We start from the raw sequence: 20,992 nt of genomic DNA, 5'->3' as shown, positions 1-20,992 counted from the left end.
AAGCCCGCTCTCGCCCGCGCCGCATCCGCGCCGAGACACCACGCGCGCCGCGAAACACCACGGGCGGCGTGATGTCTCGCGGTGGATGTGGTGTCTCGGGCGCGTGCGCCGGCCGCCGCTGCGCCGAGACGCTACGCGCGCCGCGAAACACCACGCGCGCCGTGAGACACCGCGGTCGGCGTGGTGTCTCGCACTGGATGCGGTGTCTCGCGCGCGTGCGCGGAAACCGCTCAGAGCTGCGAGGCGCCGGGCACGATCGGCGGCGCATCCGGCGCACTCCGCTCCGGGGTCGCCTGCACGTTCGGATCGGCGGGAGCGAGGTCCTGCTCGGGCGCCTCGGCGTAGAGCTCGGTGAGACGACGGTACGACTTCGTGAAGAACGCGAGCGTGCCCGCCACCACCATGACGAGTCCGGCGAACAGACAGACCAGCGCGATGCCGCGGGCCTCGCCGTCGCCGAGCAGCCACCCCCACTGCTGCTGCCCTTCGCGGCTCTCCATGAACGGGATGATGAGGAACTCGGCGATCGGCGCGATGAGGAAGGCCGTGATCGGCGCGGCCGCGGCTTCCATCGCGGCGGCCACCCCGAACACCCGCCCCTGCCTCTCGAACGGCACCACCTTCTGGATGACCGTCTGCTCCGCGGCCTCGACGGGCGGCACCAGGGCCATGTAGACCCACATGCCCAGCACGTAGAGCCACCACCACTCGCGCAGCATGAACACCGCCCCGAGCACGCCCATGGCGATCACGACGAGCAGCATGGTGCGCACGGGCTTGGTCCCCAGGCCGAACTTCGCCACGAGTCCGCCGCCGATGAGGAAGCCGGTCGAGGCGAACGCCAGCGCGAACCCCCACGTCTGCGCGTCGAAGAGCGTCAGCCCGTACGGGTCCATCAGGGCCATGTAGACCCCGCCGATGAGGTTGTTGAACGTCGAGAAGACGATCAACGCGAACAGCCCGGGGGCGAGGCGGATGGCGCGCACGCTGCCGCGGAAGTCGAGGGCGCTCTTCGCCTCGGCGTCGACCTGCGGGTCGCCCTCGGGGATGCGGATGAAGAGCAGATGCACGAACGTCACCGCCATCGCGGCGATCGCGATCGCCAGTGTCCACCCCATGCCCAGGAAGCCGATGGACAGTCCGGAGAAGACGCTGGTGATGAGGAAGGCGATGCCCTGCACGGTGCCGACCAGGCCGTTCGCGTTCGCGCGCCGCTCCTCGGGCACGAGCAGCGTCACCGTCGTCGACAGCGCGATGTTGCGCAGTTGCTCGATCACGCCGCCGAAGAGGATGACGGCGGAGAAGAGCCAGAACCACGGCCCGCCGAGGTCGAGGAGCGCCGACTCCGGCTGCGCGAGATACAGCACGCCGGCGGCCAGGAAGGCCACCGCGGAGATCACGCTGGACAGCAGCATGACCGCGTGCTTGCGGTGACGGTCGACGATCGTGCCGAACAGCATGGCGAAGAAGGCGACGAACAGCATGTAGGCGCCGCCGATGACCCCGGTCGCGAGCACCGACTGCGTCTCGATGTAGACCCAGAAGGTGAGCGCGAACCAGAGGAAGCTGGTCGTCACGTTGGCGATCAGCGTGTTGACGAGCACGTTCAGGAACGCCCTGCTCTCCACGGTCCGCTGCATGGATCGAGGGTACGTCGCACCACCGACATCGAACAGGGGCACTTCGCGTCGGCGCGAGTGCCGCCCGACTAGGCTGGATCGGTGACGATTCAGCATGACCCCGCGGTGCGGGGCTTCGCCAGCGACAACTACTCCGGCATCCACCCCGAGGTCCTCGCGGCCATCGCCGAAGCCAACGACGGCCACCAGGGCGCCTACGGCAGCGACGTGTACACCGCGCGTCTGCAGGAGGTCGTGCGTGCGCACTTCGGCGAGGCATCCGAGGCGTTCCCCGTCTTCAACGGCACGGGCGCCAACGTCACCGGGCTGCAGTCGATGCTGCCGCGCTGGGGCGCGGTCATCGCCGCCTCCACCGCCCACATCAACGTCGACGAGGGCGGCGCCCCCGAGAAGATCGGCGGCTTCAAGCTGCTCACCGTGCCCACCGACGACGGCAAGCTCACCCCTGAACTGATCGACCGCGAAGCCTGGGGCTGGGGCGACGAGCACCGCGCGCAGCCGCTCGTCGTGTCGATCACCCAGTCGACCGAGCTGGGCACCCTGTACACGCCGGACGAGGTGCGCACGATCGCCGACCACGCGCACGGTCATGGCATGAAGCTGCACATGGACGGCGCGCGCCTGTCGAACGCGGCCGCGGCGCTCGGCGTGCCGTTCGCCGCCTTCACCCGCGACGCCGGCGTCGACGTGCTCAGCTTCGGCGGCACGAAGAACGGCGCCATGCTCGGCGAGGCGGTCGTGGTGCTGAACCCCGAGGCATCCGACGGGCTCGTGTACTCGCGCAAGTTCAACATGCAGCTGTCGTCGAAGATGCGCTTCGTGTCTGCGCAGCTCGTGGCGCTGCTCGAGGGCGACCTCTGGCTGCGCAACGCCCGGCACGCCAACGCGATGGCCGCCCGTCTGCGCGCCGAGATCGAGCAGGGCATCGCCGCGGGCACGATCACCGGCGTCTCCTTCACCCAGCCCACCCAGGCGAACGGCGTCTTCGCGACGCTCCCCGACGGCGTCGCCGACCGTCTGCGCGAGTCGTTCCGGTTCTACGACTGGGATCCGGCACGCAACGAGGTGCGCTGGATGTGCTCCTTCGACACCCACGAGGACGACGTCGACGCGTTCGTCGCCGAGCTCTCGCGCCTCACTTCGTGACGGTCGCGGCGCGGCTCGGCGCAGCGGCCCGCCGCTGACGGGGCGGCGCTCAGCGCAGCAGGCCGAGGTGCGCGAGCGCCTGCCGGACGAGCGTGCCGCGGCCGCCCTCCATCTCGGCCCACACGGCGTCGGAACCGGCGGCCTCGGGCGAGAACCAGGTGACCTCCAGCGCGTCCTGCCGCGGCTCGCACGTGCCCGTCACGGGCACGACGTAGGCCAGCGACACCGCGTGCTGACGGTCGTCGTGGTACGCGCTGACCCCCGGGATCGGGAAGTACTCGGCCACCGTGAACGGCAGCGGCTGCGGCGGCAGCAGCGGGAACGCCATCGGGCCGAGGTCGTTCTCGACGTGGCGGAAGAGGGCGTCGCGGATGGTCTCGCCGAACCGCACGCGCCCCGAGACGATGGTGCGGGTGATCTCGCCCAGGGGCGTGGAGCGCAGCAGGATGCCGATCTCTGTCACCTGGCCCGAGCCGTCGGTGCGCACCGGGATCGCCTCGACGTAGAGCATCGGAAGGTGCCGACGGGCTTCCTCGAGCTCGATGTCGCTCAGCCACCCGGGGTTCGCGTCGGGGGCCGGCGGCTGGCCGCCGCTGAACGCGCCCATGCCGTCGTCGGGCTCGGGGTCGGGATCAGGTGTGCGCACCGCCATCCCTCTTTTGTACCAGCATGGGAGGATGCGCGACGAGCTGATGATCGACGACTCCGCCACCCTCTGGGCACCCGGCGACCGGGAGGGGCGCCCGCTTCTCGTGCTGCTGCACGGCTACGGTGCCGACGAGCACGACCTCCTCGGTCTCGCCGGATACCTGCCGGATGGCATCGCGGTGGCATCCGTCGCCGCTCCCCTCGCGCCGCCCTTCCCCACGCCCGGCCGCTCCTGGTACCCGATCGAGGGCCTCGACGGACGCAGTGCGGATGCCGTCACCGCCGCCGCGCGCGCCCTGCTGGGGTGGACCGATGCCGCCGCCGCCGACGCTCCCTCCATCGCTCTGCTCGGCTTCTCGCAGGGCGCCGCGGTCTCGCTGCAGGCCCTGCGTCTGGCCCCGGAGCGCTTCGGCGCGGTGGTCGCCCTCAGCGGGTACGCGTCTCCCGGCGAGCTGCCGGGAGACGAGGCCCTGCGCGCCTCGCGCCCCGCGGTGTTCTGGGGGCGCGGATCGGCCGACGACGTGATCCCTCCGGCGCTGATCGCCCACACCTCGCAGTGGCTGCCCGACCACGCCGACCTGTCGGGACGCGTCTACACCGGCCTCACCCACAGCATCTCCGAGGAGGAGCTCGGCGACGTGCACCGATTCCTCTCCGACTGGCTCGACCGGGTGGCCCTGCGCTGACGCGAGCGCCCGGCCGCGTGCCGGCGCCCCGCGACACGCCCGGGTTGCACGCATCCGGCGAGCGCGGGTATCGTCGTGGCGTCCTGTCCGCCGTGTCTGGAAGTCCATTGATCTGATCCGTCGCCTCCGCGCTCCTCTTCCCGCGCGCTGACCCGACGATCGCCGACTCCACCGGCCACCTCCGCCCCGCCGCACCTCTCTCGTGTGCCGCCACGGGCGCGGCGTCAGTGCATCCCGCACACGACAGGAGACACCCATGTCATCCACCCCGTCCTCCGCGGTCGTCCTCGACCGCCTCTCGTTCGCCTGGCCCGACGGCTCGATCGCGATCGACGCCGTGTCCGGCGCGTTCACGGCGGGCCGCACCGGGCTCGTCGGTCGCAACGGCGCCGGCAAGTCGACGCTCCTGCGCCTGATCGCCGGCGATCTGACCCCCTCGTCCGGAACCGTGACCACGAGCGGCGAGGTCGCGTACCTCCCGCAGCAGCTCACGCTCGACGTCGATCGCCGCGTCGCCGACCTGCTCGGGATCGCCGAGCCGCTCGACGCCGTGCGCGCGATCGCCGCAGGCGACGTCGATCCGGCGCACTTCGACGCGGTCGGCGATCAGTGGGACGTCGAGGCGCGCGCCGAGGCATCCCTCGCCGACGCGGGCCTGGATCCCGCACTCCTCGACCGACGCGTCGGCGAGCTCTCGGGCGGCGAGGCGGTGCTCGTCGCCATCGCCGGCATCCGCCTGCGGCGGGCACCGATCACCCTGCTCGACGAGCCGACCAACAACCTCGACCGCGAGGCCCGAGCGGCGCTCTCACGGCTGGTCTCGACGTGGAAGGGAACGCTCATCGTCGTCAGCCACGACGTGTCGCTGCTCGAACAGATGGATGCGACGGCTGAGCTGTACGGCAGCACGCTGAGCGTGTTCGGCGGCCCGTACTCCGCGTGGCGCGCATGGCTGGACGGCGAGCAGGATGCCGCCCGACAGGCCGAACGCGATGCCGCACAGGCCATGCGCAAGGAGAAGCGGCAGCGCATCGAGGCCGAGGTCACGCTGGCGCACCGTGCCCGCACGGCGAAGAAGGCCGAGGCCGAGAAGCGCGTGCCGAAGATCGTCGCGCACGGACGCCGGATGGCCGCCGAGGTGTCGGCGGGCCGGTTGCGTACCGAGGTCGGCGCGAAAGAGGATGCCGCACGCGCCGCGCTCGACGAGGCGGGTCGCCGCGTGCGCTCGGACGATGCGATGAGCATCGAGCTGCCCGACCCGGGAGTGGCCCGCACGCGGCGGATCGCCACGATCGCAGATGCCGAGCGGTCGTGGGTGGTGCAGGGCGCGGAGCGCGTCGCGCTGATCGGCCGCAACGGCGCGGGCAAGACGACGATGCTCGAACAGCTCGTCGCCGGCCGCGTCCACAACTCAGGACCTGTCGACGATGGACGGCGGGAGACGGACGGGAATCTGCGGACGGGGCGCCCCGACGGGACGCCGTCGGAACCGGGTGTCCTGAGTCATGGCCGACCCGCCGCGACCGGCGAGGTGCACGTGGCGCACGTCGGCTACCTGCCGCAGCGGGTGGACGGGCTCGACGACGCGGGGTCGGTGCTCGACAACGTGCGGGAGGCGGCACCCCGGGTGCCCGAGAAGGAGCTGCGCAACCGTCTCGCCCGCTTCCTGATCCGCGGCGCGGCCGTCGACCGGCCGGTCTCGGCGCTCTCGGGCGGCGAGCGGTTCCGCGCCGCCCTGGCCGTGCTGCTGTTGGCCGACCCGGCACCTCAGCTGCTGGTGCTCGACGAGCCGACCAACAACCTCGACCTCGACACGGTCGATCAGCTCGTCGCCGCACTCACGGCCTACCGGGGCGCGGTGCTCGTGGTGAGCCACGACGATGCCTTCCTCGATCGGCTCGACCTGGATCTGCGCCTCGAGATCGACCGGGAGGGGGTGCGGGAGGTGTGAAGACGTCTGCGCGGGGGCGCCGGGGTCAGGCGCGTCTGTTGCGCATGGCGCGTGTGTGACGAAGGGCCGGGTCGGCGGCGAGCCGCGCGTACTCCTCGGAGTCGCGGGCGACGAGCGCGACCCTGCCCTGCGCGTCGTGGTGGATGCCCCAGCCGTAGCGCTTGCCGAGCGGCGAGGACCGCAGGCACGGGCGCCCCACGGAGAAGAACTCCTCCCGCGCGGCGGTGTCGTCGACATCGACCCCGCTGCGCAGCGCGTACGTGGCGAAGACGACGTCGTCGGACGTGCGGGTGTACGGATGCTCGCCGATGAGCCGATAGTGCAGCGCGGCGATCGACGGGTTCTCGGCGACGGTCGGCTTTTCGCCGCGCCGGGCGGGGCAGTCGTCGGCGACCTCGATGAAGGTCGCGGAGTAGTTCGTCGTGTGCGCCATGGATACAGCATGCGCCCCGCCTCCGACAACGGCACCCCCGATGTCGGAGGCCTCGACCAAGATGGAGGGGATGAGTGACGTTCTCGAACGCTTCACCCCCGCCACGCAGGACTGGTTCCGGGGGGCGTTCTCCGCGCCCACCCCCGCGCAGGCCGGGGCGTGGGAGGCGATCTCGGCCGGCCGCCACGCACTCGTCGTCGCGCCGACGGGGTCGGGCAAGACGCTCTCTGCGTTCCTCTGGGCGATCGACAGCGTCTTCCGCGAGCGGATGGCCGAGGCATCCGCCGAGCGCACGCCGCCGAAAGACGTGCCGCGCACGCGCATCCTCTACATCTCGCCGCTGAAGGCGCTCGGCGTCGACGTCGAACGCAACCTCCGCTCGCCGCTCGTCGGCATCGGGCAGTCGGCGCGGCGTCTCGGTGTCGCCGCTCCCGCCGTCACGGTCGGTGTGCGGTCGGGCGACACCACGTCGAGCGACCGGCGCAAGCTCGTCTCCGACCCGCCCGACATCCTCATCACGACCCCCGAGTCGCTCTACCTCATGCTCACCAGCCGCGCGGGCGACACCCTGCGCGGGGTGCACACGGTCATCATCGACGAGGTGCACGCGGTGGCGGCGACCAAGCGCGGGGCGCACCTCGCGGTGAGTCTCGAACGCCTCGACCGGCTGCGCGCCGATGCGGGCGCCGAGACCGCGGCGCAGCGCATCGGACTCTCGGCCACGGTGCGGCCGATCGACGAGGTCGCGCGCTTCCTCGGCGGCGCGGCCCCGGTCGAGATCGTCGCTCCTCCCGCCTCCAAGACCTTCGAACTCGGCGTCGTCGTCCCGATGGACGACATGACCAACCCGCCGCCTCCGCCGGGCGCCGCGTCCTCGGGGGGCGACGACGAGGCCGAGTACACCGAGGTCACGGGGTCGGTGTGGCCGCACGTCGAAGAGGCGATCGTCGACCGCATCCTGCAGAACAACTCGACCATCGTCTTCGCCAACTCGCGCCGCCTCGCCGAACGGCTCACCGGGCGGCTGAACGAGATCTACTCCGAGCGCACCGGCGTGCCGCTGCCCGACGCCGATCAGGCGAAGCCGCCGGCGCAGATGATGGCCCAGGCCGGCGCGACCGCGGGTGCCGACGCCGTGCTCGCCAAGGCGCATCACGGCTCGGTCTCGAAAGAGCAGCGCGCGCAGGTCGAAGAGGAGTTGAAGTCGGGTGTGCTGCGCTGCGTCGTCGCGACCAGCAGCCTCGAGCTCGGCATCGACATGGGAGCGGTCGACCTGGTGATTCAGGTCGAGGCTCCCCCGTCGGCCGCCTCGGGCCTGCAGCGCGTCGGCCGCGCCGGACACCAGGTCGGCGAGATCAGCCGGGCGGCGCTGTTCCCGAAGCACCGGGGCGACGTGCTGCACACCGCGATCGTCACCGAGCGGATGCTGGCGGGCCGGATCGAGGCGATCCAGGTGCCCCGCAACCCGCTCGACATCCTCGCCCAGCAGACCGTCGCGGCGAGCGCGCTCGGGGCCATCAGCGTCGAGGAGTGGTTCGAGACGGTGCGCCGGTCCGCTCCCTTCCAGACGCTGCCGCGCTCGGCCTACGAGGCGACTCTCGACCTGCTCGCCGGCCGCTTCCCCTCCGACGAGTTCGCCGAGCTGCGTCCACGCCTCGTGTGGGATCGCGACGCCGGCACCCTGACCGGGCGCCCCGGTGCGCAGCGCATCGCCGTCACGAGCGGCGGCACCATTCCCGACCGCGGCCTGTTCGGGGTGTTCGTCGCGGGCGAGTCCACCGGTGCGCGCGTCGGCGAGCTCGACGAAGAGATGGTCTACGAGTCGCGGGTCGGCGACGTGTTCACGCTCGGCACGACGAGCTGGCGCATCGCCGAGATCACGCACGATCGTGTGAACGTGATCCCCGCGTACGGCCAGCCGGGCAAGGTGCCCTTCTGGCACGGCGACGGCATCGGCCGGCCGTTCGAGCTCGGCGAGGCGTTGGGCGCGTTCTCCCGCGAGGTCTCGTCGGCGACGCCCGCCAAGGCCGCGCAGCGTCTCATCGATGCGGGCCTCGACGAGCAGGCCAGGGCGAACCTTCTCGCCCATCTCTCCGAGCAGCAGGAGGCCACGGGCACCCTGCCCACCGATCGCACCCTCACGGTGGAACGCGGGCGCGACGAGGTGGGCGACTGGCGCGTCATCCTGCATTCCCCGTACGGCATGAAGGTGCACGCGCCCTGGGCGCTGGCCATCAACGCGCGCGTGCGCGAGCGCCTCGGCGTCGAGGGGTCGGCGGTCGCGAGCGACGACGGCATCATCGTGCGCATCCCCGACGCCGACGCCGAGCCTCCGGGGGCGGAACTCTTCGTCTTCGAACCCGACGAGCTCGAGCACCTCGTCACCGAAGAGGTGGGAGGGTCGGCGCTCTTCGCCTCGCGCTTCCGCGAATGCGCCGCGCGGGCGCTGCTCATGCCCCGCACGAATCCGAACAGACGCACCCCGCTCTGGCAGCAGCGCCAGCGCTCGGCGCAACTGCTCGAGGTGGCGCGACGGCATCCGACGTTCCCGATCATCCTCGAGACGCTGCGCGAGGTGTTGCAAGACGTCTACGACCTCCCGGCGCTGCGGCGTCTCGCGACCTCGATCGCCGACCGCCGCATCCGTCTCGTCGAGACGCAGCCCTCGCAGCCGTCGCCGTTCGCGCGCGATCTGCTGTTCGGATACGTCGGCGCCTTCATGTACGAGGGCGACTCCCCTCTCGCCGAACGCCGCGCCGCCGCACTGTCGGTCGACCCGGCGCTGCTGGGCGAACTGCTCGGCACGGTCGAGCTGCGCGAGCTGCTCGACCCCGCGGTCATCGCACAGTTCGAACGCGAGGCCCAGCGCCTCGACCCCGAGCGCCGCGCACGGGGACTCGAAGGCGTGGCCGACCTCCTGCGTCTGCTCGGGCCCCTCGATGCCGCCGAGGTCGCCGCGCGTCTCGCACCCGAGGGCGAGGCGGCCGAATCCGCCGCGCCGGGGTCCGACACCCTCGAGGCCACGGCCGTCGGCGCCGGCACCCCAGAGACCCTCACACCCGAGACCGGCACCTCCGCGACGGATGCCGAGGAGGGAAGCTCCGGAGCGCACGCGGCGGGCGACGGCACGCCCACCGCATCCGCCGCGACGCCCGCCCCGTCGCCCGCTCTGCTCGACGCGGCCGCCGCGCACCTCGAGGCCCTGGTGCAGGCGCGACGCGCGATCCCGGTGACCATCGCGGGGGTCGTGCGCATCGCGGCGATCGAAGACGCCGGCCGCCTGCGCGATGCGCTGGGTGCGGCGCTGCCCACCGGCATCCCCGTCGCGTTCCTCGAACCGCTGGCCGATCCGCTCGGCGACCTCGTCGCCCGCTACGCCCGCACGCACGGCCCCTTCACGACGGATGCCGTCGCCCATCGGTTCGGCATCGGCGCCGCCGTCGCCCGGCACACGCTGCAGCGTCTGGAGACGGCCGGTCGCCTCACGAGCGGCTTCTTCCTGCCCGAGGCAGCGGGCGGGAGCGGCGGCTCGAAGGACGACATCGAGTGGAGCGACGTCGAGGTGCTGCGCCGCCTGCGCATGCGCTCGCTCGCCGCAATCCGCGGGAGCGTCGAGCCCGTCTCGCCCGAGGCCTTCGCCCGATTCCTGCCCGACTGGCAGCACGTGCACCGCCCCCTCGAGGGCATCGACGGGGTGCTCGCGGTGATCGAGCAGTTCGCGGGGGTCCCGATCCCGGCGAGCGCCTGGGAATCGCTGGTGCTGCCCTCCCGCGTGCGCGACTACTCCCCCGCGATGCTCGACGAGCTGACGTCGTCGGGCGAGGTGATCTGGTCGGGCCACGGCACCCTGCCGGGGCGCGACGGATGGGTCTCGCTGCATCCCGCCGATCTGGCGCCCTTCACCCTGCCCGAACCCGACGCCGAGATCGCGGCGGACTCGCTCGATGCTCGGCTGCTGGGCGCACTCGACGCGGGAGGCGCGTACTTCGCCGCCCAACTGAAAGAGATGGCGGGGGCCGAGAACGAGCAGTCCGTGCTCGAGGCGCTGTGGAACCTGACCTGGTCGGGCCATGTGACGAACGACACGTTCGCACCCATCCGCTCGCTGCTGGCGGGAGGGTCGCAGGCGCACCGCGTGAAGCGCCGCGCTCCGCGCACCCGTACCTACCGCGGCGTCTCGCTCACCCGCACGGCTCCACGGCCGACCGCCGTGGGCGGGCGCTGGTCGCTGCTGCCCGCCGCCGAGACCGATGCCGCCCGTCGCGCGACCGTCGCGGCCGGACTCCTCCTCGACAGGTACGGGGTGGTGACCCGGGGCTCCGTGCAGGCCGAGGGCGTACCGGGCGGCTTCGCGCAGACGTATCGGGTGCTCGCCGGTTTCGAGGAGGCAGGGCACTGCCGCCGCGGCTACGTGATCGAGAAGCTCGGCGCAGCCCAGTTCGCGGCGTCTGCCACGGTCGATCGGCTGCGCAGCTTCGCCGGTCTCGCCGATCCGCCCCCGCGTACCGCGGTGACGCTCGCCGCCACCGACCCCGCCAATCCGTACGGCGCTGCGCTGGCATGGCCCAAGCGCGAGGGCGTCTCGCACCGCCCTGGACGCAAGGCCGGGGGTCTCGTGGTGATCGTCGACGGGGCGCTCGTCCTCTACCTCGAACGGGGCGGCCGCACGGTGCTGTCGTTCACCGACGACGAGACCGTGCTGCGGGCTGCGGCTGCCGACCTCGCCGCCACTGCCCGCGCCCGCCGTCTCGACACCCTCACGGTCGAGAAGATCGACGGTGAGGGCGTGTACGGCACGCCTCTCGCCCTCGCCCTGCAGGACGCGGGCTTCGTCGCGACGCCGCGGGGCTACGCCCTGCGCAAGGCCGCCTGATCCGCCCGTACCCTGAGACCATGCTCCGCGAGTTCTTCACCGGCGTCGGTCTCCTGTTCGGCGGGTTCCGCTTCTGGCGAGTGCGCCCCGGCCTCATGGTTCTCGGGCTCCTCCCCGCCGTGATCGCGCTCGCGGTGCTGGCGGCCGCGATCCTCCCGCTGGCCTTCAACATGACGGCGATCGCCGAGTGGGCGACGCCGTTCGCCAACGAGTGGGACGAGCTGTGGCGCACCTCGCTGCGCCTCGTCGTCGGCGCCGCGATCATCGTGGCCGCGCTCGCACTCGCCAGCGCCGTGTTCACCGCACTGACCCTCACGATCGGCGACCCCTTCTACCAGCGCATCTGGCACGCCGTCGAGACCGACCTGGGCGACCCGCCGCCCGCCGACGGCGGAGGATTCTGGACCTCGGTCGGTGAGGGCGTGCGCCTCGTCGTGCTCGGCATCCTCATCGCCGTCGTCGTGCTCCTCGCCGGATTCGTGCCTCTCGTCGGCGGCGTCGTGAGCCCGGTGCTCGGCGTGATCCTCTCGGGTCGTCTGCTGGCGCGCGAGCTGACCGGCCGGGCCTTCGACGCGCGAGACCTCTCCTCGGTCGACCGCGCGGCCCTCTTCCGCGGCAGCCGGGCGCGGGTGCTCGGCTTCGGCATTGCCACGCAGCTCTGCTTCCTCATCCCCGGTGGGGCGATCGCGATCATGCCGTCGGCCGTCGTGGGGTCGACCGTGCTCGCCCGCACGATGCAGCGTCGCCTCTCTGCCGGCCACTCGGCCGCCCCGCCCCCGGCGCCCCGGCCCGGCGCAACTCAGTCTCACGCACCGCAACCCCCCGCCTCGCAGCCGCCTGCACCCCAGCCACCCGCACCGCAGCCACCCGCACCGCAGCCGCCCTCACCGCAACCTCCCGCATTGCGGCCGCCCGCACCGCAACCGCCCGCCCCGCAACCGCCCGTTCCCGGACGGCCCGGCTGATGCCCGAGGGCGATACCGTCTTCCGCACCGCCAGCCGCCTCGACGAGGCGCTGGCGGGCGCCGAGGTGACCCGTTTCGACCTCCGCGTGCCGCGCTTCGCCACCGCCGACCTCACCGGCCAGACGATCCACGGATGCGTTCCCCGCGGCAAGCACCTGCTGCTGCGGATCGGCGACAGCACACTGCACTCGCACCTGCGCATGGACGGAGCCTGGTTCACCTACCGATCCGGAGAGCGCTGGCGCCACCCCGCCTTCAAGGTGCGGGCCATCGTGGGCACCGCCGCGCGCGAAGCGGTGGGCGTCGACATCGCCGAGATCGAGTTGGTGCCCACGCGTGACGAGGAGGAACTCGTCGGCTATCTCGGCCCCGATCCCCTCGCCTCCGACTGGGATCCTGCCGAGGCGCTGCGCCGCCTCGCGGCCGACACCCGCAGCATCCACGTCGCGTTCCTCGATCAGCGCAACGTCGCCGGGTTCGGCAACCACTACATCGCCGAGCTGCTGTTCCTGCGCGGCGTGCTGCCCACGACACCCGCGCCGGAGGTCGACCTCGCCGCGCTGCTCGACCTGGGCGTGCGCACCATCCGCATGAACCGCGACCGGCGCAACCGCACCTTCACCGGCATCGACCGTCCAGGACAGGGCTCGTGGGTCTACGGCCGAGCCGGCAAACCGTGTCGACGGTGCGGCACCCCCATTCGTCAAGGGTCTCTTGGAGCAGACCCCACTCGCGAGAGGATCACCTTCTGGTGCCCGGTGTGCCAGCGGTGAACGGAATCCATCCGTGGGAATGAAAACCTTCGACTCATGGTTATTCCTGACACGGGGAAAACCCCGGAACACGGGAGGAATCGTGGGTAAGAATTACGTCGACATCGAGAACGACCGAGGCGACACGCTGCGCTACCGCAAGCACGCCAACGGCCGCGGTCTCGTCGCGCACGGCGCGAAGGTCCATCCGAAGGCTCTCGTCGAGGCGGGCGCGTACATCGAACCCGGCGCCCGCATCGGCGCCGGCGCCACCATCGCCCGCGGCGCATGGATCGAACCGGATGCCGTGATCGGCGACAACGCGCACATCGACGCGCACGCGCACATCGGCGAGGGCGCTGCCGTCGGCGACGGCGCGCACATCGGCGTCCGCACCGAGATCGGTGCCGGGGCGCGCATCGTGCGCGGCGCGCGCATCGGCGACGACGAGACGGTGGCCGCCGGTCGCACCGTCGCCACCGATCGCAAGGGTCTCTGGCTCGCCGCCTGAGCGGGTGAGCCGTCGCGGTGCGTACCCGAACGCACCGGCCGCCGGGGCGAGCGCCCCGCCGGATACCCTGGTGAGCATGGCGACCCAGGGCAGGCGGCCGGCACGACGACCGCACAAGCCGACACCGAAGCGTGGAACCCCGCAGAAGGGCGCCGCGAAGGGTGCGGCGCCGAAGCGCCCCCCGAAGGGTGCCGCGAAGAACGGGCAGGCCCCCGTCAGCACGTCGAAGCGCGCCGCGTCGCAGCAGACCGAGGCGGCGATGGCCGCGGAAGAGCCCCGCACGTTCCGGCTCGGCGCAGTCGAGGGGGCGACGCCCGGCACGTGGATCGATCGCTGGAAGCAGCGGATGCCGCACGTGCCGCTCGAGCTCGTGCGCATCGAGATCGGCGCCCAACGGGCCGCGCTCGACGACCTCGACGCCGCCCTGGTACGGTTGCCCCTCGCCCTGCCCGCGGACGCACGCGACGACGACCTCCATATCATCGCGCTGTACGACGAGGTGCCCGTCGTCGTCGCCTCGGTCGATTCGCATCTGCTCGCGGCCGACGAGCTGACCCTGGCCGATCTCGCCGGGGAGGTCGTGCTCCGGCTCAGCGACGACCCCCTGGCGGGATTCGCCGCGCCGGATGCCGTCCCCCCGCGATTCGCTGCCCTCGCCGTCGCCGATGCCGTCGCCACGGTCGCCGCCGGCACGGGGGCGGTGATCGTACCGATGTCGCTCGCCCGGCTGCACCACCGCAAGGACGTCGACTGGCGTCCGCTCGTCGACGGTCCGACCTCGACGGTGGCCCTCGCATGGCGGCGCGAGCGTACGACCCCGGACGTCGAGACCTTCGTCGGGATCGTGCGCGGGCGCACCGCGCACTCGTCACGCTGAGTCACCGGGACGGTCGGCGCCCGCATTCTCGTTAGAATCTTCGGATGCCCTCGCTTCTCTACGTCTGTGTGCGCCCCGAGACGGGTGCCGCCGACGCCGAGCACGCCTCGTTCCGGCGCGCGCTCGGCGTGGACGTGGTCGATCGTCTCGATCTGCTCGAGGAGCCCCTGGATCCGGCCCGTCTCGAGGGGTACCGCGGGATCGTGGTGGGCGGTTCGCCCTTCAACGTCACCGATCCGGCGAAGTCTTCCCTGCAGCAGCGGGTCGAAGCCGATCTCGAAACCCTCGCGGGGCAGGCGGCGGACCGCCGCATCGCCGGCTTCTTCACCTGCTTCAGCATCGGGGTCGTCACCCGGATGCTCGGCGGCGAGGTCGGCACCGACACCCCGGAGTCGGCGAGCGCGACCGTGATCCGCACGACCGAGGCGGGGGCATCCGATCCCGTCTTCGGTCCGAGCGGTCCCGCGCTGACGGTGTTCACCGCGCACAAGGAGGGCGCCGTGGCGACGCCCCCGGGGGCGACGCTGCTCGCGACCAACGACGTGTGCCCCGTGCAGGCGTATCGGGTGGGCACCCACCTCTACACGGCGCAGTTCCACCCCGAGCCCACGCCGCGCGACTTCGCCGACCGCATGACGTTCTATCGCACGACCGGCTACTTCGACCCCGAGGAGTTCGACCTCGTGCAGGGGCAGGTGCTGTCGGCATCCGTCACCGAGGGCGCTGCGCTGCTCCGCCGCTTCGCCGACACCTTCGCCTGACCGGCTGCCAGCCGGTCCGCGATCGCGCGCACCTCAGTCCGACGCCGCCCGCAACAGGTCCACCCGCTCGCGCAGATACGTCTCGAGCGGCATGAACCCTCCGGCGGCGCTCCACCGCACCGAGGGCACCCCATCGACCGAGGCGAGCGGTCCGGATGCTCCGCCGGCGTCGACCGCCTGCACGTCGATGACGCTCCAGCCGACGTGCACCACGTCGCCCTCGTCGAAGCCGCCCTTGAGCGCCAACGCCCGTCGCGCGGCGCGCTCGCGTGCCGACTCGGCCGTGTAGCCCCGTCGACCGGGGTCGGCGGCCCGCAGCACCTCGGCCGTCGCCAGCGCCTGGGTCTCGGTGAGCAGCAGCACGCCGAGGTGCCAGGCCTCGCCCACCCGCACGATGCGGTGTCCGCGCCAGCGGGATCGGCGCTCCTCGCCCAGCCCCTCCGTCGGCGCTCCGGCGAGATCGCCGACCGCGCGTGTCAGCAGATCGGCGGCCGTCGGATGCATCCCCCCAGGCTAGCGAGCGCCCACGACCCGCGGGTCAGGACGGGGGCGATTCGCCCCGGTGACCCGTCGCACGGCAGAATCGATGCACACCCTGAGGAGACGACATGGCACAGCCCGACACCGCACGCCTTCTGATCGCGTGCGACGACCAGCCCGGCATCGTCGCCGCCGTCGCGAACGTGCTGGCCGAGCACGGCGCGAACATCATCTCGCTCGACCAGCACTCGACCGATTCCGAGGGCGGACGCTTCTTCCAGCGCACCGTCATCCACCTGCCGGGGCTCGCGGCGGCGCGGCCGGCGCTCGAGGCGAGCATCGCCGCCGTGGCGGAGCGCTTCGGCATGGAGTGGTCGCTGCACGACGTATCGCGCCGCAAGCGCGTGGCGATCTTCGTCTCGAAGTACGACCACTGCCTCATGGAGCTGCTGTGGCGCACGCAGCGCGGCCAGCTCGACATCGACGTGACGATGGTGATCTCGAACCACCCCGATCTCGCCGAGGCGGTGCGCTCGTTCGGCGTGCCGTTCGTGCACATCCCCGCGGGCGACAAAGCGGCCATGGAGGCGCGACAGCTCGAGCTCCTGCAGGGCAACGTCGACCTCGTGGTGCTCGCCCGCTACATGCAGATCCTCACCGACGACTTCATCGAGCGTCTCGGCGCCCCGGTCATCAACATCCACCACTCGTTCCTCCCCGCCTTCATCGGGGCGAACCCGTACGCGCGGGCGAAGGAGCGCGGCGTGAAGCTGATCGGCGCGACCGCGCACTACGCGACGGCCGACCTCGACGAGGGTCCGATCATCGAGCAGGACGTGACGCGCGTGACCCACGGCGAGTCGGCGGCCGAGCTGCAGAGCCGCGGGGCCGACGTCGAGCGCCTCGTTCTCGCGCGCGCGGTGCAGTGGCACGCCGAGGACCGTGTCATCGTGCACGGTCGCTCGACGGTGATCCTCTAGGAGCCCGCCTCCGGCGTCGAGGGTTCGTTCCACGCATCGCGATTCTCTTCGATGAGCGCGTCGAGCTCGGCGGCGGACGGTGCCCGGCGAACGGGTGACGGGTTCTCCGTGGCCGGTGCTGTGACGAGCCCGGCCCGCAGTTCGTCGAAGACCTCGCGCGCGGTGTCGAAGCGGGCGAGCGGGGCCGCTTGGCCCATCCACAGCGACTGCAGCTCGCCGAGGCCCTGCTCCCCCGCGGCCGCGCGGAAGCGACCGGTCAGCCAGTTCTGCATCGGGAAGGGCGCGATGGTGCCGCTCGCCTCGATCGCCCGCACGGCGCGGTTGCGCGCGCCGCGCGCCAGGCGCCCGCTCATCGCCCGGGTGAGCACCGTCTCGTCGGCAGCGGTCGCGCGGATCGCGGCGCGGTGCGCAGGGGTCGCGGCCGACTCGGCGGTCGCGAGGAACGCGGTCCCCACCTGCACCGCCGAGGCGCCGAGGGCGAGCGCCGCCGACGCACCCCGGCGGTCGGCGATGCCACCCGCGGCGATCACCGGCACCCGCACCGCATCGACCACCTGGGGCACGAGCGCGAAGGTGCCGACGAGCGAGTCCTCGGCGGGCCGCAGGAACGAGACGCGGTGGCCGGCGGCCTCCATACCGGTGGCGACGATCGCATCGACCCCGCCGTCGGCGAGCGCGACCGCCTCGGCCACGGTCGTCGCGGTGCCCACCACGCGGATGCCCCGCCGGTGCGCCTCGTCGATGACCGCCGCATCCGGCACGCCGAACACGACGCTGAGCACCGCCGGAGAGACGTCCCACACCGCGTCGAGCTGCTCGTCGAGCGACGGCACGTACGCATCGGGACGCGCCGGCGCATCGACCCCCACCGCGGCGTAGAACGGTTCGAGCGCCTGGGCGAAGATCGCGTGCTGCGCGTTCGGCGCCACCTCGTCGCCGGTGGGCACCCACAGGTTCAGCGCGAACGGCCGTGCGGTGGCGTCGCGCACCGCGGCGCCGACCGTGCGAATGCGGTCGGCGTCGTACCCGTAGAGGCCGAATGACCCCAGCCCGCCGGCCTCGCTCACCGCGGCCGTGAGTGCGACGGACGACAGCCCGCCGAACGGACCGAGGAGGATCGGATGCTCGATGCCGAGAAGGTCGCAGAGGGCGCTCGGGGCGCGGCGGTCGCTCATGGCCTCGAGCCTATTCCCGGTCACCGACGCCTCCACGGGCCTCCGCCCGGCCCGACGGTCGGCACCCGGTGCTACGCTCGCAGCATGTCCGGATGGTTCGAGAGCGTGCTGAGCGTGGTGCTCGCCGCCCTCGGGCTGGTGTCGGTCCCCGACGCCGCGGCGCTCGGCCTCGCCATCGCCCTCGTCGCGGTGACCGCTCTCGTCGTGGCCGTGGCGCTGAGCATCCGTCCGGCCTCCGGAACCCGCGCGCCGCATCCCTGGCGCGCGATCGACGCGTCCGCCCTGCTCGCGCAGAGCGATCCGGACGCCGCCGGCCATCCGCGCCCGCGAGCGCCGGGAGGGGCGATCCCCGCGTAGTCCGTCGAGAACGGGACTGCGCGGCTTCGCCGACCCTCCCGACCTCATGAAACGGACACCCGATGGACCTCTTCGCCTTCCCGCCCCTCGCCGCGCTCCTCGACGCCGCCTACGGCGCCCTCGCCGGCCTCTCCGATCTCCTCGCGCCCCTCGCCGGAGCATCCGCCGCTGCACTGGCCGTCGTGCTCGTCACCCTGCTGGTGCGCGCCCTCCTCATTCCGGTGGGCTTCTCGACCGCGCGCGCCGAGCAGACGCGCGCCCGCCTCGCCCCGCGCCTGCGCGAGCTGCAGCGCCGCCACAAGAAGAACCCCGAGCGGCTGCAGACCGAGATGCTCGCGCTGTACCGCGACGAGAAGACCTCGCCGTTCGCCGGCATGCTGCCCGTGCTCGCGCAGGCGCCGGTGGTGGGGCTGCTGTACACCCTGTTCATCCGCCCCGAGATCGCCGGCCATCCGAACGATCTGCTCTCGCACGACCTGTTCGGCGCGCCGTTGGGCACGAGCCTGGCGTCGGCCGTCTTCGGGGGCACCGTCACCCCCGCCACGCTCGCGGTGTTCGCCGCACTGCTGCTCGTCATCGTGGCGACGGCCGAGGTCACCCGTCGCGTCTTCCGTCCGGCACCGACCGACGACGACTCGCCGATGAACTCGCCCGCGATGCAGCGCGTGTTCGGGTCGTTGCACTACCTCACGGCCGTGTTCGCGCTGTTCGTGCCCTTGGCCGCCGCGCTCTACCTCACGGTGACGGTCGTGTGGACCCTCGTGCAGCGGATGCTGCTGCGCCGCCGTTACCCGCTCCCGGTCGCGGCGGTGGCGGCGTCGTCGACGAACACCCGCTCCGGGGGCGCCTCGGCGCCTGCTCGCGGCGGGCGCGCCCGGCTCAGTCGGGCAGCGGGATCGGCGCGGTGAACGGGCCGTCCGCTTCTTCCGCGCCGTCTCTCCCGCTCGGAAGGCGGGAGCGACGGGCGCGGCGGATGCCCAGAGTCGTGCCGACGCTCGCGGCGACGACGAGTGCGATCGCGAGCATGCGCAGACCACTGGCGTCCTGACCGAGGACGAGCCACCCGGCGAGCGTCGCGAACGCGGGCTCGAGGCTCAGGAGCACGCCGAACACGCGCTGCGGCAGACGTCGCAGCGCGGCGAGCTCGAAGCTGTAGGGGATCACCGACGACAGCACGGCGGTGATCCCCGCCAGCAGCAGCAGCTGCGGGTCGCCGACGACGACGCCCGCGGTGGGCACGCCGACGGGCAGGAGCAGGACGGCGGCGACGACCAGTCCCATCGCGAGGCCGCCGCTCCCGGGGATCAGCGCTCCGACCCGGGCGCTGGTGCGGATGTACATCGCCCAGAATCCCGCCGCGACGAGGATGAAGACCACACCGAGGGGATCGAGCGGCTCCGCCCCGACGACGCCGTCGACGAACAGCAGTCCCATGCCCACGACGGCGACGGCGACCCACACCGCGTCTCCGAGACGGCGGGTGAGCACCGCGGCGAGCACCAGCGGCCCGAGGAACTCGATCGCCACCGCCGGCCCGAGGGGGATGCGGTCGATCGCGGCGTAGAAGAAGCCGTTCATCGCGGCCAACGACAGCCCGAACAGCACCGCCGCGGTCCACTGCCGTCGGTCCCAGTGCCGGAACCGCGGCCGCACGATGACGAGCAGCAGCAGTGCGGCGATCGCCACGCGCAGCGACGTGACGCCCCAGGGCCCGAGCACGGGGAACAGCTGCGCCGCGACTGCGGCCCCGAAGGGCAACGAGAGGCACGAGCCGATGACGAGGGCCACCCCCGTCAGCGGGCGGGTCGGCGGGGGATGCTGCACGCTCTCCAGCGTAGGGCTCCCGGGTGCGCCGTCCCGCCCGCGCGAAGGTCAGAGGTGCTTGCCGCCCGTGACCGGGAGGACCGCTCCCGAGGTGTACGACGACTCGTCCGACGCGAGGTACACGTACGCCCCGGCGAGCTCGGCGGGCTGACCGGCGCGTCCGATCGGGGTGTCCTGTCCGAACTCGGCGAGCTTCTCCTCGTCCCAGCCGGTCGCCGGGATGAGGGGCGTCCAGATCGGCCCGGGGGCGACGGCGTTCACGCGGATGCCGCGGGGTCCCGCCTCTTCGGCGAGCGCCTGCACGAACGCCACCTGTGCGGCCTTCGTCATGGCGTAGTCGATGAGCCCGGGCGACGGGTTGTACGCCTGCACCGACGCGGTGACGATGATGCTCGCCCCCGCCTCGAGGTCGGGGAACGCGGCTCGGGCGGTGAAGATCATGCCCTCGAGGTTGGTCTGGAAGACGCGGCGCATGCGCTCGGTCTCGAGCGACGCGAAGTCCTCGATGTCGTGCTGATATCCGGCGTTCAAGACGAGCACGTCGAGCCCGCCGAGCGCGCTCCGGGTCTGCGCCACGATGTCGGTCGCGAAGCCCTCGTCGCGCACGTCCCCCGCGATGCTGAGTCCCGTGCGGCCGGCGTCGCGGATGAGACGCACCGTCTCGTCGGCATCCGCCTGCTCCTCGGGCAGATGCACGATCGCGACGTCGGCGCCCTCGCGGGCGAAGGCGATCGCGGCCGCGCGGCCGATCCCGGAGTCGCCGCCGGTGATGAGCGCGCGGCGCCCGTCGAGCCGGCCGTGCCCCTGATACGAGTCCTCGCCGTGGTCCGGAGTCGGGTCGGTGCGGTCGTTCGTGCCCGGCTGCGCCTGCTCCTGCCCCGGGAACCCCTCTTCGCGGTGCGCGTCTCGCGGGTCTGTCGCGTTATCGGTCAT

General features: G+C 72.5%; 19 protein-coding genes. 12 read left to right on the top strand and 7 right to left on the bottom strand.

The features are described from left to right. Positions 1 to 230: 230 nt before the first annotated feature. A complete protein-coding gene (locus AC3A3J_RS03580) occupies positions 231 to 1,640 on the bottom strand; it encodes an MFS transporter (RefSeq protein ID WP_487670984.1) in 1,410 nt (469 codons plus the stop codon). A gap of 81 nt (positions 1,641 to 1,721) precedes the next feature. On the opposite strand from AC3A3J_RS03580, the gene AC3A3J_RS03575 reads away from it, so the two are divergent. Continuing rightward, positions 1,722 to 2,786 carry a threonine aldolase family protein gene (locus AC3A3J_RS03575; RefSeq protein ID WP_487670983.1) on the top strand — a complete coding sequence of 355 codons (1,065 nt, stop codon included), beginning with the start codon at positions 1,722 to 1,724 and terminating at the stop codon, positions 2,784 to 2,786. 49 nt (positions 2,787 to 2,835) lie between these two features. Here AC3A3J_RS03575 and AC3A3J_RS03570 read toward each other — a convergent pair whose 3' ends face one another. After that, positions 2,836 to 3,438 carry an NUDIX hydrolase family protein gene (locus AC3A3J_RS03570; protein WP_487670982.1) on the bottom strand — a complete coding sequence of 201 codons (603 nt, stop codon included), beginning with the start codon at positions 3,436 to 3,438 and terminating at the stop codon, positions 2,836 to 2,838. Positions 3,439 to 3,463: 25 nt separating this feature from the next. Between AC3A3J_RS03570 and AC3A3J_RS03565 the strand changes: the two genes are divergently transcribed. Together AC3A3J_RS03565 and AC3A3J_RS03560 are read left to right on the top strand one after the other, a co-directional pair. Next, positions 3,464 to 4,120, top strand: coding sequence for an alpha/beta hydrolase (locus AC3A3J_RS03565; protein ID WP_487670981.1), 657 nt, complete (start codon positions 3,464 to 3,466; stop codon positions 4,118 to 4,120). A gap of 256 nt (positions 4,121 to 4,376) precedes the next feature. Beyond that, entirely contained in the window at positions 4,377 to 6,071 is a 1,695-nt protein-coding gene (locus AC3A3J_RS03560) for an ABC-F family ATP-binding cassette domain-containing protein (protein WP_487670980.1), read from the top strand. A gap of 25 nt (positions 6,072 to 6,096) precedes the next feature. Here the strand turns inward: AC3A3J_RS03560 and AC3A3J_RS03555 are convergent, their stop codons facing one another. After that, entirely contained in the window at positions 6,097 to 6,504 is a 408-nt protein-coding gene (locus AC3A3J_RS03555) for a DUF6157 family protein (protein WP_487670979.1), read from the bottom strand. A gap of 70 nt (positions 6,505 to 6,574) precedes the next feature. Here AC3A3J_RS03555 and AC3A3J_RS03550 point away from each other — a divergent pair, with 70 nt between their 5' ends. From AC3A3J_RS03550 to AC3A3J_RS03525, 6 genes are all read left to right on the top strand, one after another. Further along, positions 6,575 to 11,377, top strand: a complete 4,803-nt coding sequence (locus AC3A3J_RS03550) for an Lhr family ATP-dependent helicase (RefSeq protein ID WP_487670978.1) — start codon at positions 6,575 to 6,577, stop codon at positions 11,375 to 11,377. A 20-nt stretch (positions 11,378 to 11,397) separates the two neighbouring features. After that, positions 11,398 to 12,342 carry an EI24 domain-containing protein gene (locus AC3A3J_RS03545; protein ID WP_487670977.1) on the top strand — a complete coding sequence of 315 codons (945 nt, stop codon included), beginning with the start codon at positions 11,398 to 11,400 and terminating at the stop codon, positions 12,340 to 12,342. Next, positions 12,342 to 13,115, top strand: a complete 774-nt coding sequence (locus AC3A3J_RS03540) for a DNA-formamidopyrimidine glycosylase family protein (protein ID WP_487670976.1) — start codon at positions 12,342 to 12,344, stop codon at positions 13,113 to 13,115. Before AC3A3J_RS03545 ends, AC3A3J_RS03540 begins: the two co-directional genes overlap by 1 nt. A gap of 82 nt (positions 13,116 to 13,197) precedes the next feature. After that, complete coding sequence (locus AC3A3J_RS03535) at positions 13,198 to 13,605, top strand: transferase (protein WP_487670975.1); 408 nt, start codon at positions 13,198 to 13,200, stop codon at positions 13,603 to 13,605. 76 nt (positions 13,606 to 13,681) lie between these two features. Continuing rightward, entirely contained in the window at positions 13,682 to 14,482 is an 801-nt protein-coding gene (locus tag AC3A3J_RS03530) for a LysR substrate-binding domain-containing protein (RefSeq protein WP_487670974.1), read from the top strand. Between the two features lie 44 nt (positions 14,483 to 14,526). Next, positions 14,527 to 15,243, top strand: a complete 717-nt coding sequence (locus tag AC3A3J_RS03525) for a glutamine amidotransferase-related protein (protein ID WP_487670973.1) — start codon at positions 14,527 to 14,529, stop codon at positions 15,241 to 15,243. Positions 15,244 to 15,276: 33 nt separating this feature from the next. Here the strand turns inward: AC3A3J_RS03525 and AC3A3J_RS03520 are convergent, their stop codons facing one another. Next, positions 15,277 to 15,747, bottom strand: a complete 471-nt coding sequence (locus AC3A3J_RS03520) for a glutaminase (protein WP_487670972.1) — start codon at positions 15,745 to 15,747, stop codon at positions 15,277 to 15,279. A 104-nt stretch (positions 15,748 to 15,851) separates the two neighbouring features. Between AC3A3J_RS03520 and purU the strand changes: the two genes are divergently transcribed. After that, on the top strand, positions 15,852 to 16,703 hold the full coding sequence (gene purU, locus AC3A3J_RS03515) for a formyltetrahydrofolate deformylase (protein ID WP_487670971.1): 852 nt from the start codon (positions 15,852 to 15,854) through the stop codon (positions 16,701 to 16,703). On the opposite strand, the gene AC3A3J_RS03510 is transcribed toward purU, so the two are convergent. Next, on the bottom strand, positions 16,700 to 17,878 hold the full coding sequence (locus tag AC3A3J_RS03510; protein WP_487670970.1) for an NAD(P)H-dependent flavin oxidoreductase: 1,179 nt from the start codon (positions 17,876 to 17,878) through the stop codon (positions 16,700 to 16,702). The two genes, purU and AC3A3J_RS03510, sit on opposite strands and share 4 nt — an antisense overlap. Positions 17,879 to 17,962: 84 nt before the next feature. On the opposite strand from AC3A3J_RS03510, the gene AC3A3J_RS03505 reads away from it, so the two are divergent. Beyond that, positions 17,963 to 18,235, top strand: a complete 273-nt coding sequence (locus AC3A3J_RS03505; RefSeq protein ID WP_487670969.1) for a DUF6412 domain-containing protein — start codon at positions 17,963 to 17,965, stop codon at positions 18,233 to 18,235. 62 nt (positions 18,236 to 18,297) lie between these two features. Next, entirely contained in the window at positions 18,298 to 19,143 is an 846-nt protein-coding gene (locus AC3A3J_RS03500) for a YidC/Oxa1 family membrane protein insertase (RefSeq protein WP_487670968.1), read from the top strand. Here AC3A3J_RS03500 and AC3A3J_RS03495 read toward each other — a convergent pair. Both AC3A3J_RS03495 and AC3A3J_RS03490 read right to left on the bottom strand, forming a co-directional pair. Next, positions 19,115 to 20,059, bottom strand: coding sequence for an EamA family transporter (locus AC3A3J_RS03495; RefSeq protein WP_487670967.1), 945 nt, complete (start codon positions 20,057 to 20,059; stop codon positions 19,115 to 19,117). The two genes, AC3A3J_RS03500 and AC3A3J_RS03495, sit on opposite strands and share 29 nt — an antisense overlap. Positions 20,060 to 20,107: 48 nt before the next feature. Then, positions 20,108 to 20,992 carry an SDR family oxidoreductase gene (locus tag AC3A3J_RS03490; protein WP_487670966.1) on the bottom strand — a complete coding sequence of 295 codons (885 nt, stop codon included), beginning with the start codon at positions 20,990 to 20,992 and terminating at the stop codon, positions 20,108 to 20,110.

It is taken from the genome of Microbacterium sp. Soil_N32, from assembly GCF_057655505.1.
The sequence above is the reverse complement of the archived record's forward strand: the minus strand, read 5'-3'. Positions and strand labels throughout refer to the sequence as shown.

Coding starts and splice junctions, on each gene's coding strand:
- AC3A3J_RS03580 (WP_487670984.1), bottom strand. CDS start 1,640: ATGCAGCGGACCGTGGAGAGCAGGGCGTTCCTGAACGTGCTCGTCAAC.
- AC3A3J_RS03570 (WP_487670982.1), bottom strand. CDS start 3,438: ATGGCGGTGCGCACACCTGATCCCGACCCCGAGCCCGACGACGGCATG.
- AC3A3J_RS03565 (WP_487670981.1), top strand. CDS start 3,464: ATGCGCGACGAGCTGATGATCGACGACTCCGCCACCCTCTGGGCACCC.
- AC3A3J_RS03560 (WP_487670980.1), top strand. CDS start 4,377: ATGTCATCCACCCCGTCCTCCGCGGTCGTCCTCGACCGCCTCTCGTTC.
- AC3A3J_RS03555 (WP_487670979.1), bottom strand. CDS start 6,504: ATGGCGCACACGACGAACTACTCCGCGACCTTCATCGAGGTCGCCGAC.
- AC3A3J_RS03550 (WP_487670978.1), top strand. CDS start 6,575: ATGAGTGACGTTCTCGAACGCTTCACCCCCGCCACGCAGGACTGGTTC.
- AC3A3J_RS03545 (WP_487670977.1), top strand. CDS start 11,398: ATGCTCCGCGAGTTCTTCACCGGCGTCGGTCTCCTGTTCGGCGGGTTC.
- AC3A3J_RS03540 (WP_487670976.1), top strand. CDS start 12,342: ATGCCCGAGGGCGATACCGTCTTCCGCACCGCCAGCCGCCTCGACGAG.
- AC3A3J_RS03530 (WP_487670974.1), top strand. CDS start 13,682: ATGGCGACCCAGGGCAGGCGGCCGGCACGACGACCGCACAAGCCGACA.
- AC3A3J_RS03525 (WP_487670973.1), top strand. CDS start 14,527: ATGCCCTCGCTTCTCTACGTCTGTGTGCGCCCCGAGACGGGTGCCGCC.
- AC3A3J_RS03520 (WP_487670972.1), bottom strand. CDS start 15,747: ATGCATCCGACGGCCGCCGATCTGCTGACACGCGCGGTCGGCGATCTC.
- purU (WP_487670971.1), top strand. CDS start 15,852: ATGGCACAGCCCGACACCGCACGCCTTCTGATCGCGTGCGACGACCAG.
- AC3A3J_RS03510 (WP_487670970.1), bottom strand. CDS start 17,878: ATGAGCGACCGCCGCGCCCCGAGCGCCCTCTGCGACCTTCTCGGCATC.
- AC3A3J_RS03505 (WP_487670969.1), top strand. CDS start 17,963: ATGTCCGGATGGTTCGAGAGCGTGCTGAGCGTGGTGCTCGCCGCCCTC.
- AC3A3J_RS03500 (WP_487670968.1), top strand. CDS start 18,298: ATGGACCTCTTCGCCTTCCCGCCCCTCGCCGCGCTCCTCGACGCCGCC.
- AC3A3J_RS03490 (WP_487670966.1), bottom strand. CDS start 20,992: ATGACCGATAACGCGACAGACCCGCGAGACGCGCACCGCGAAGAGGGG.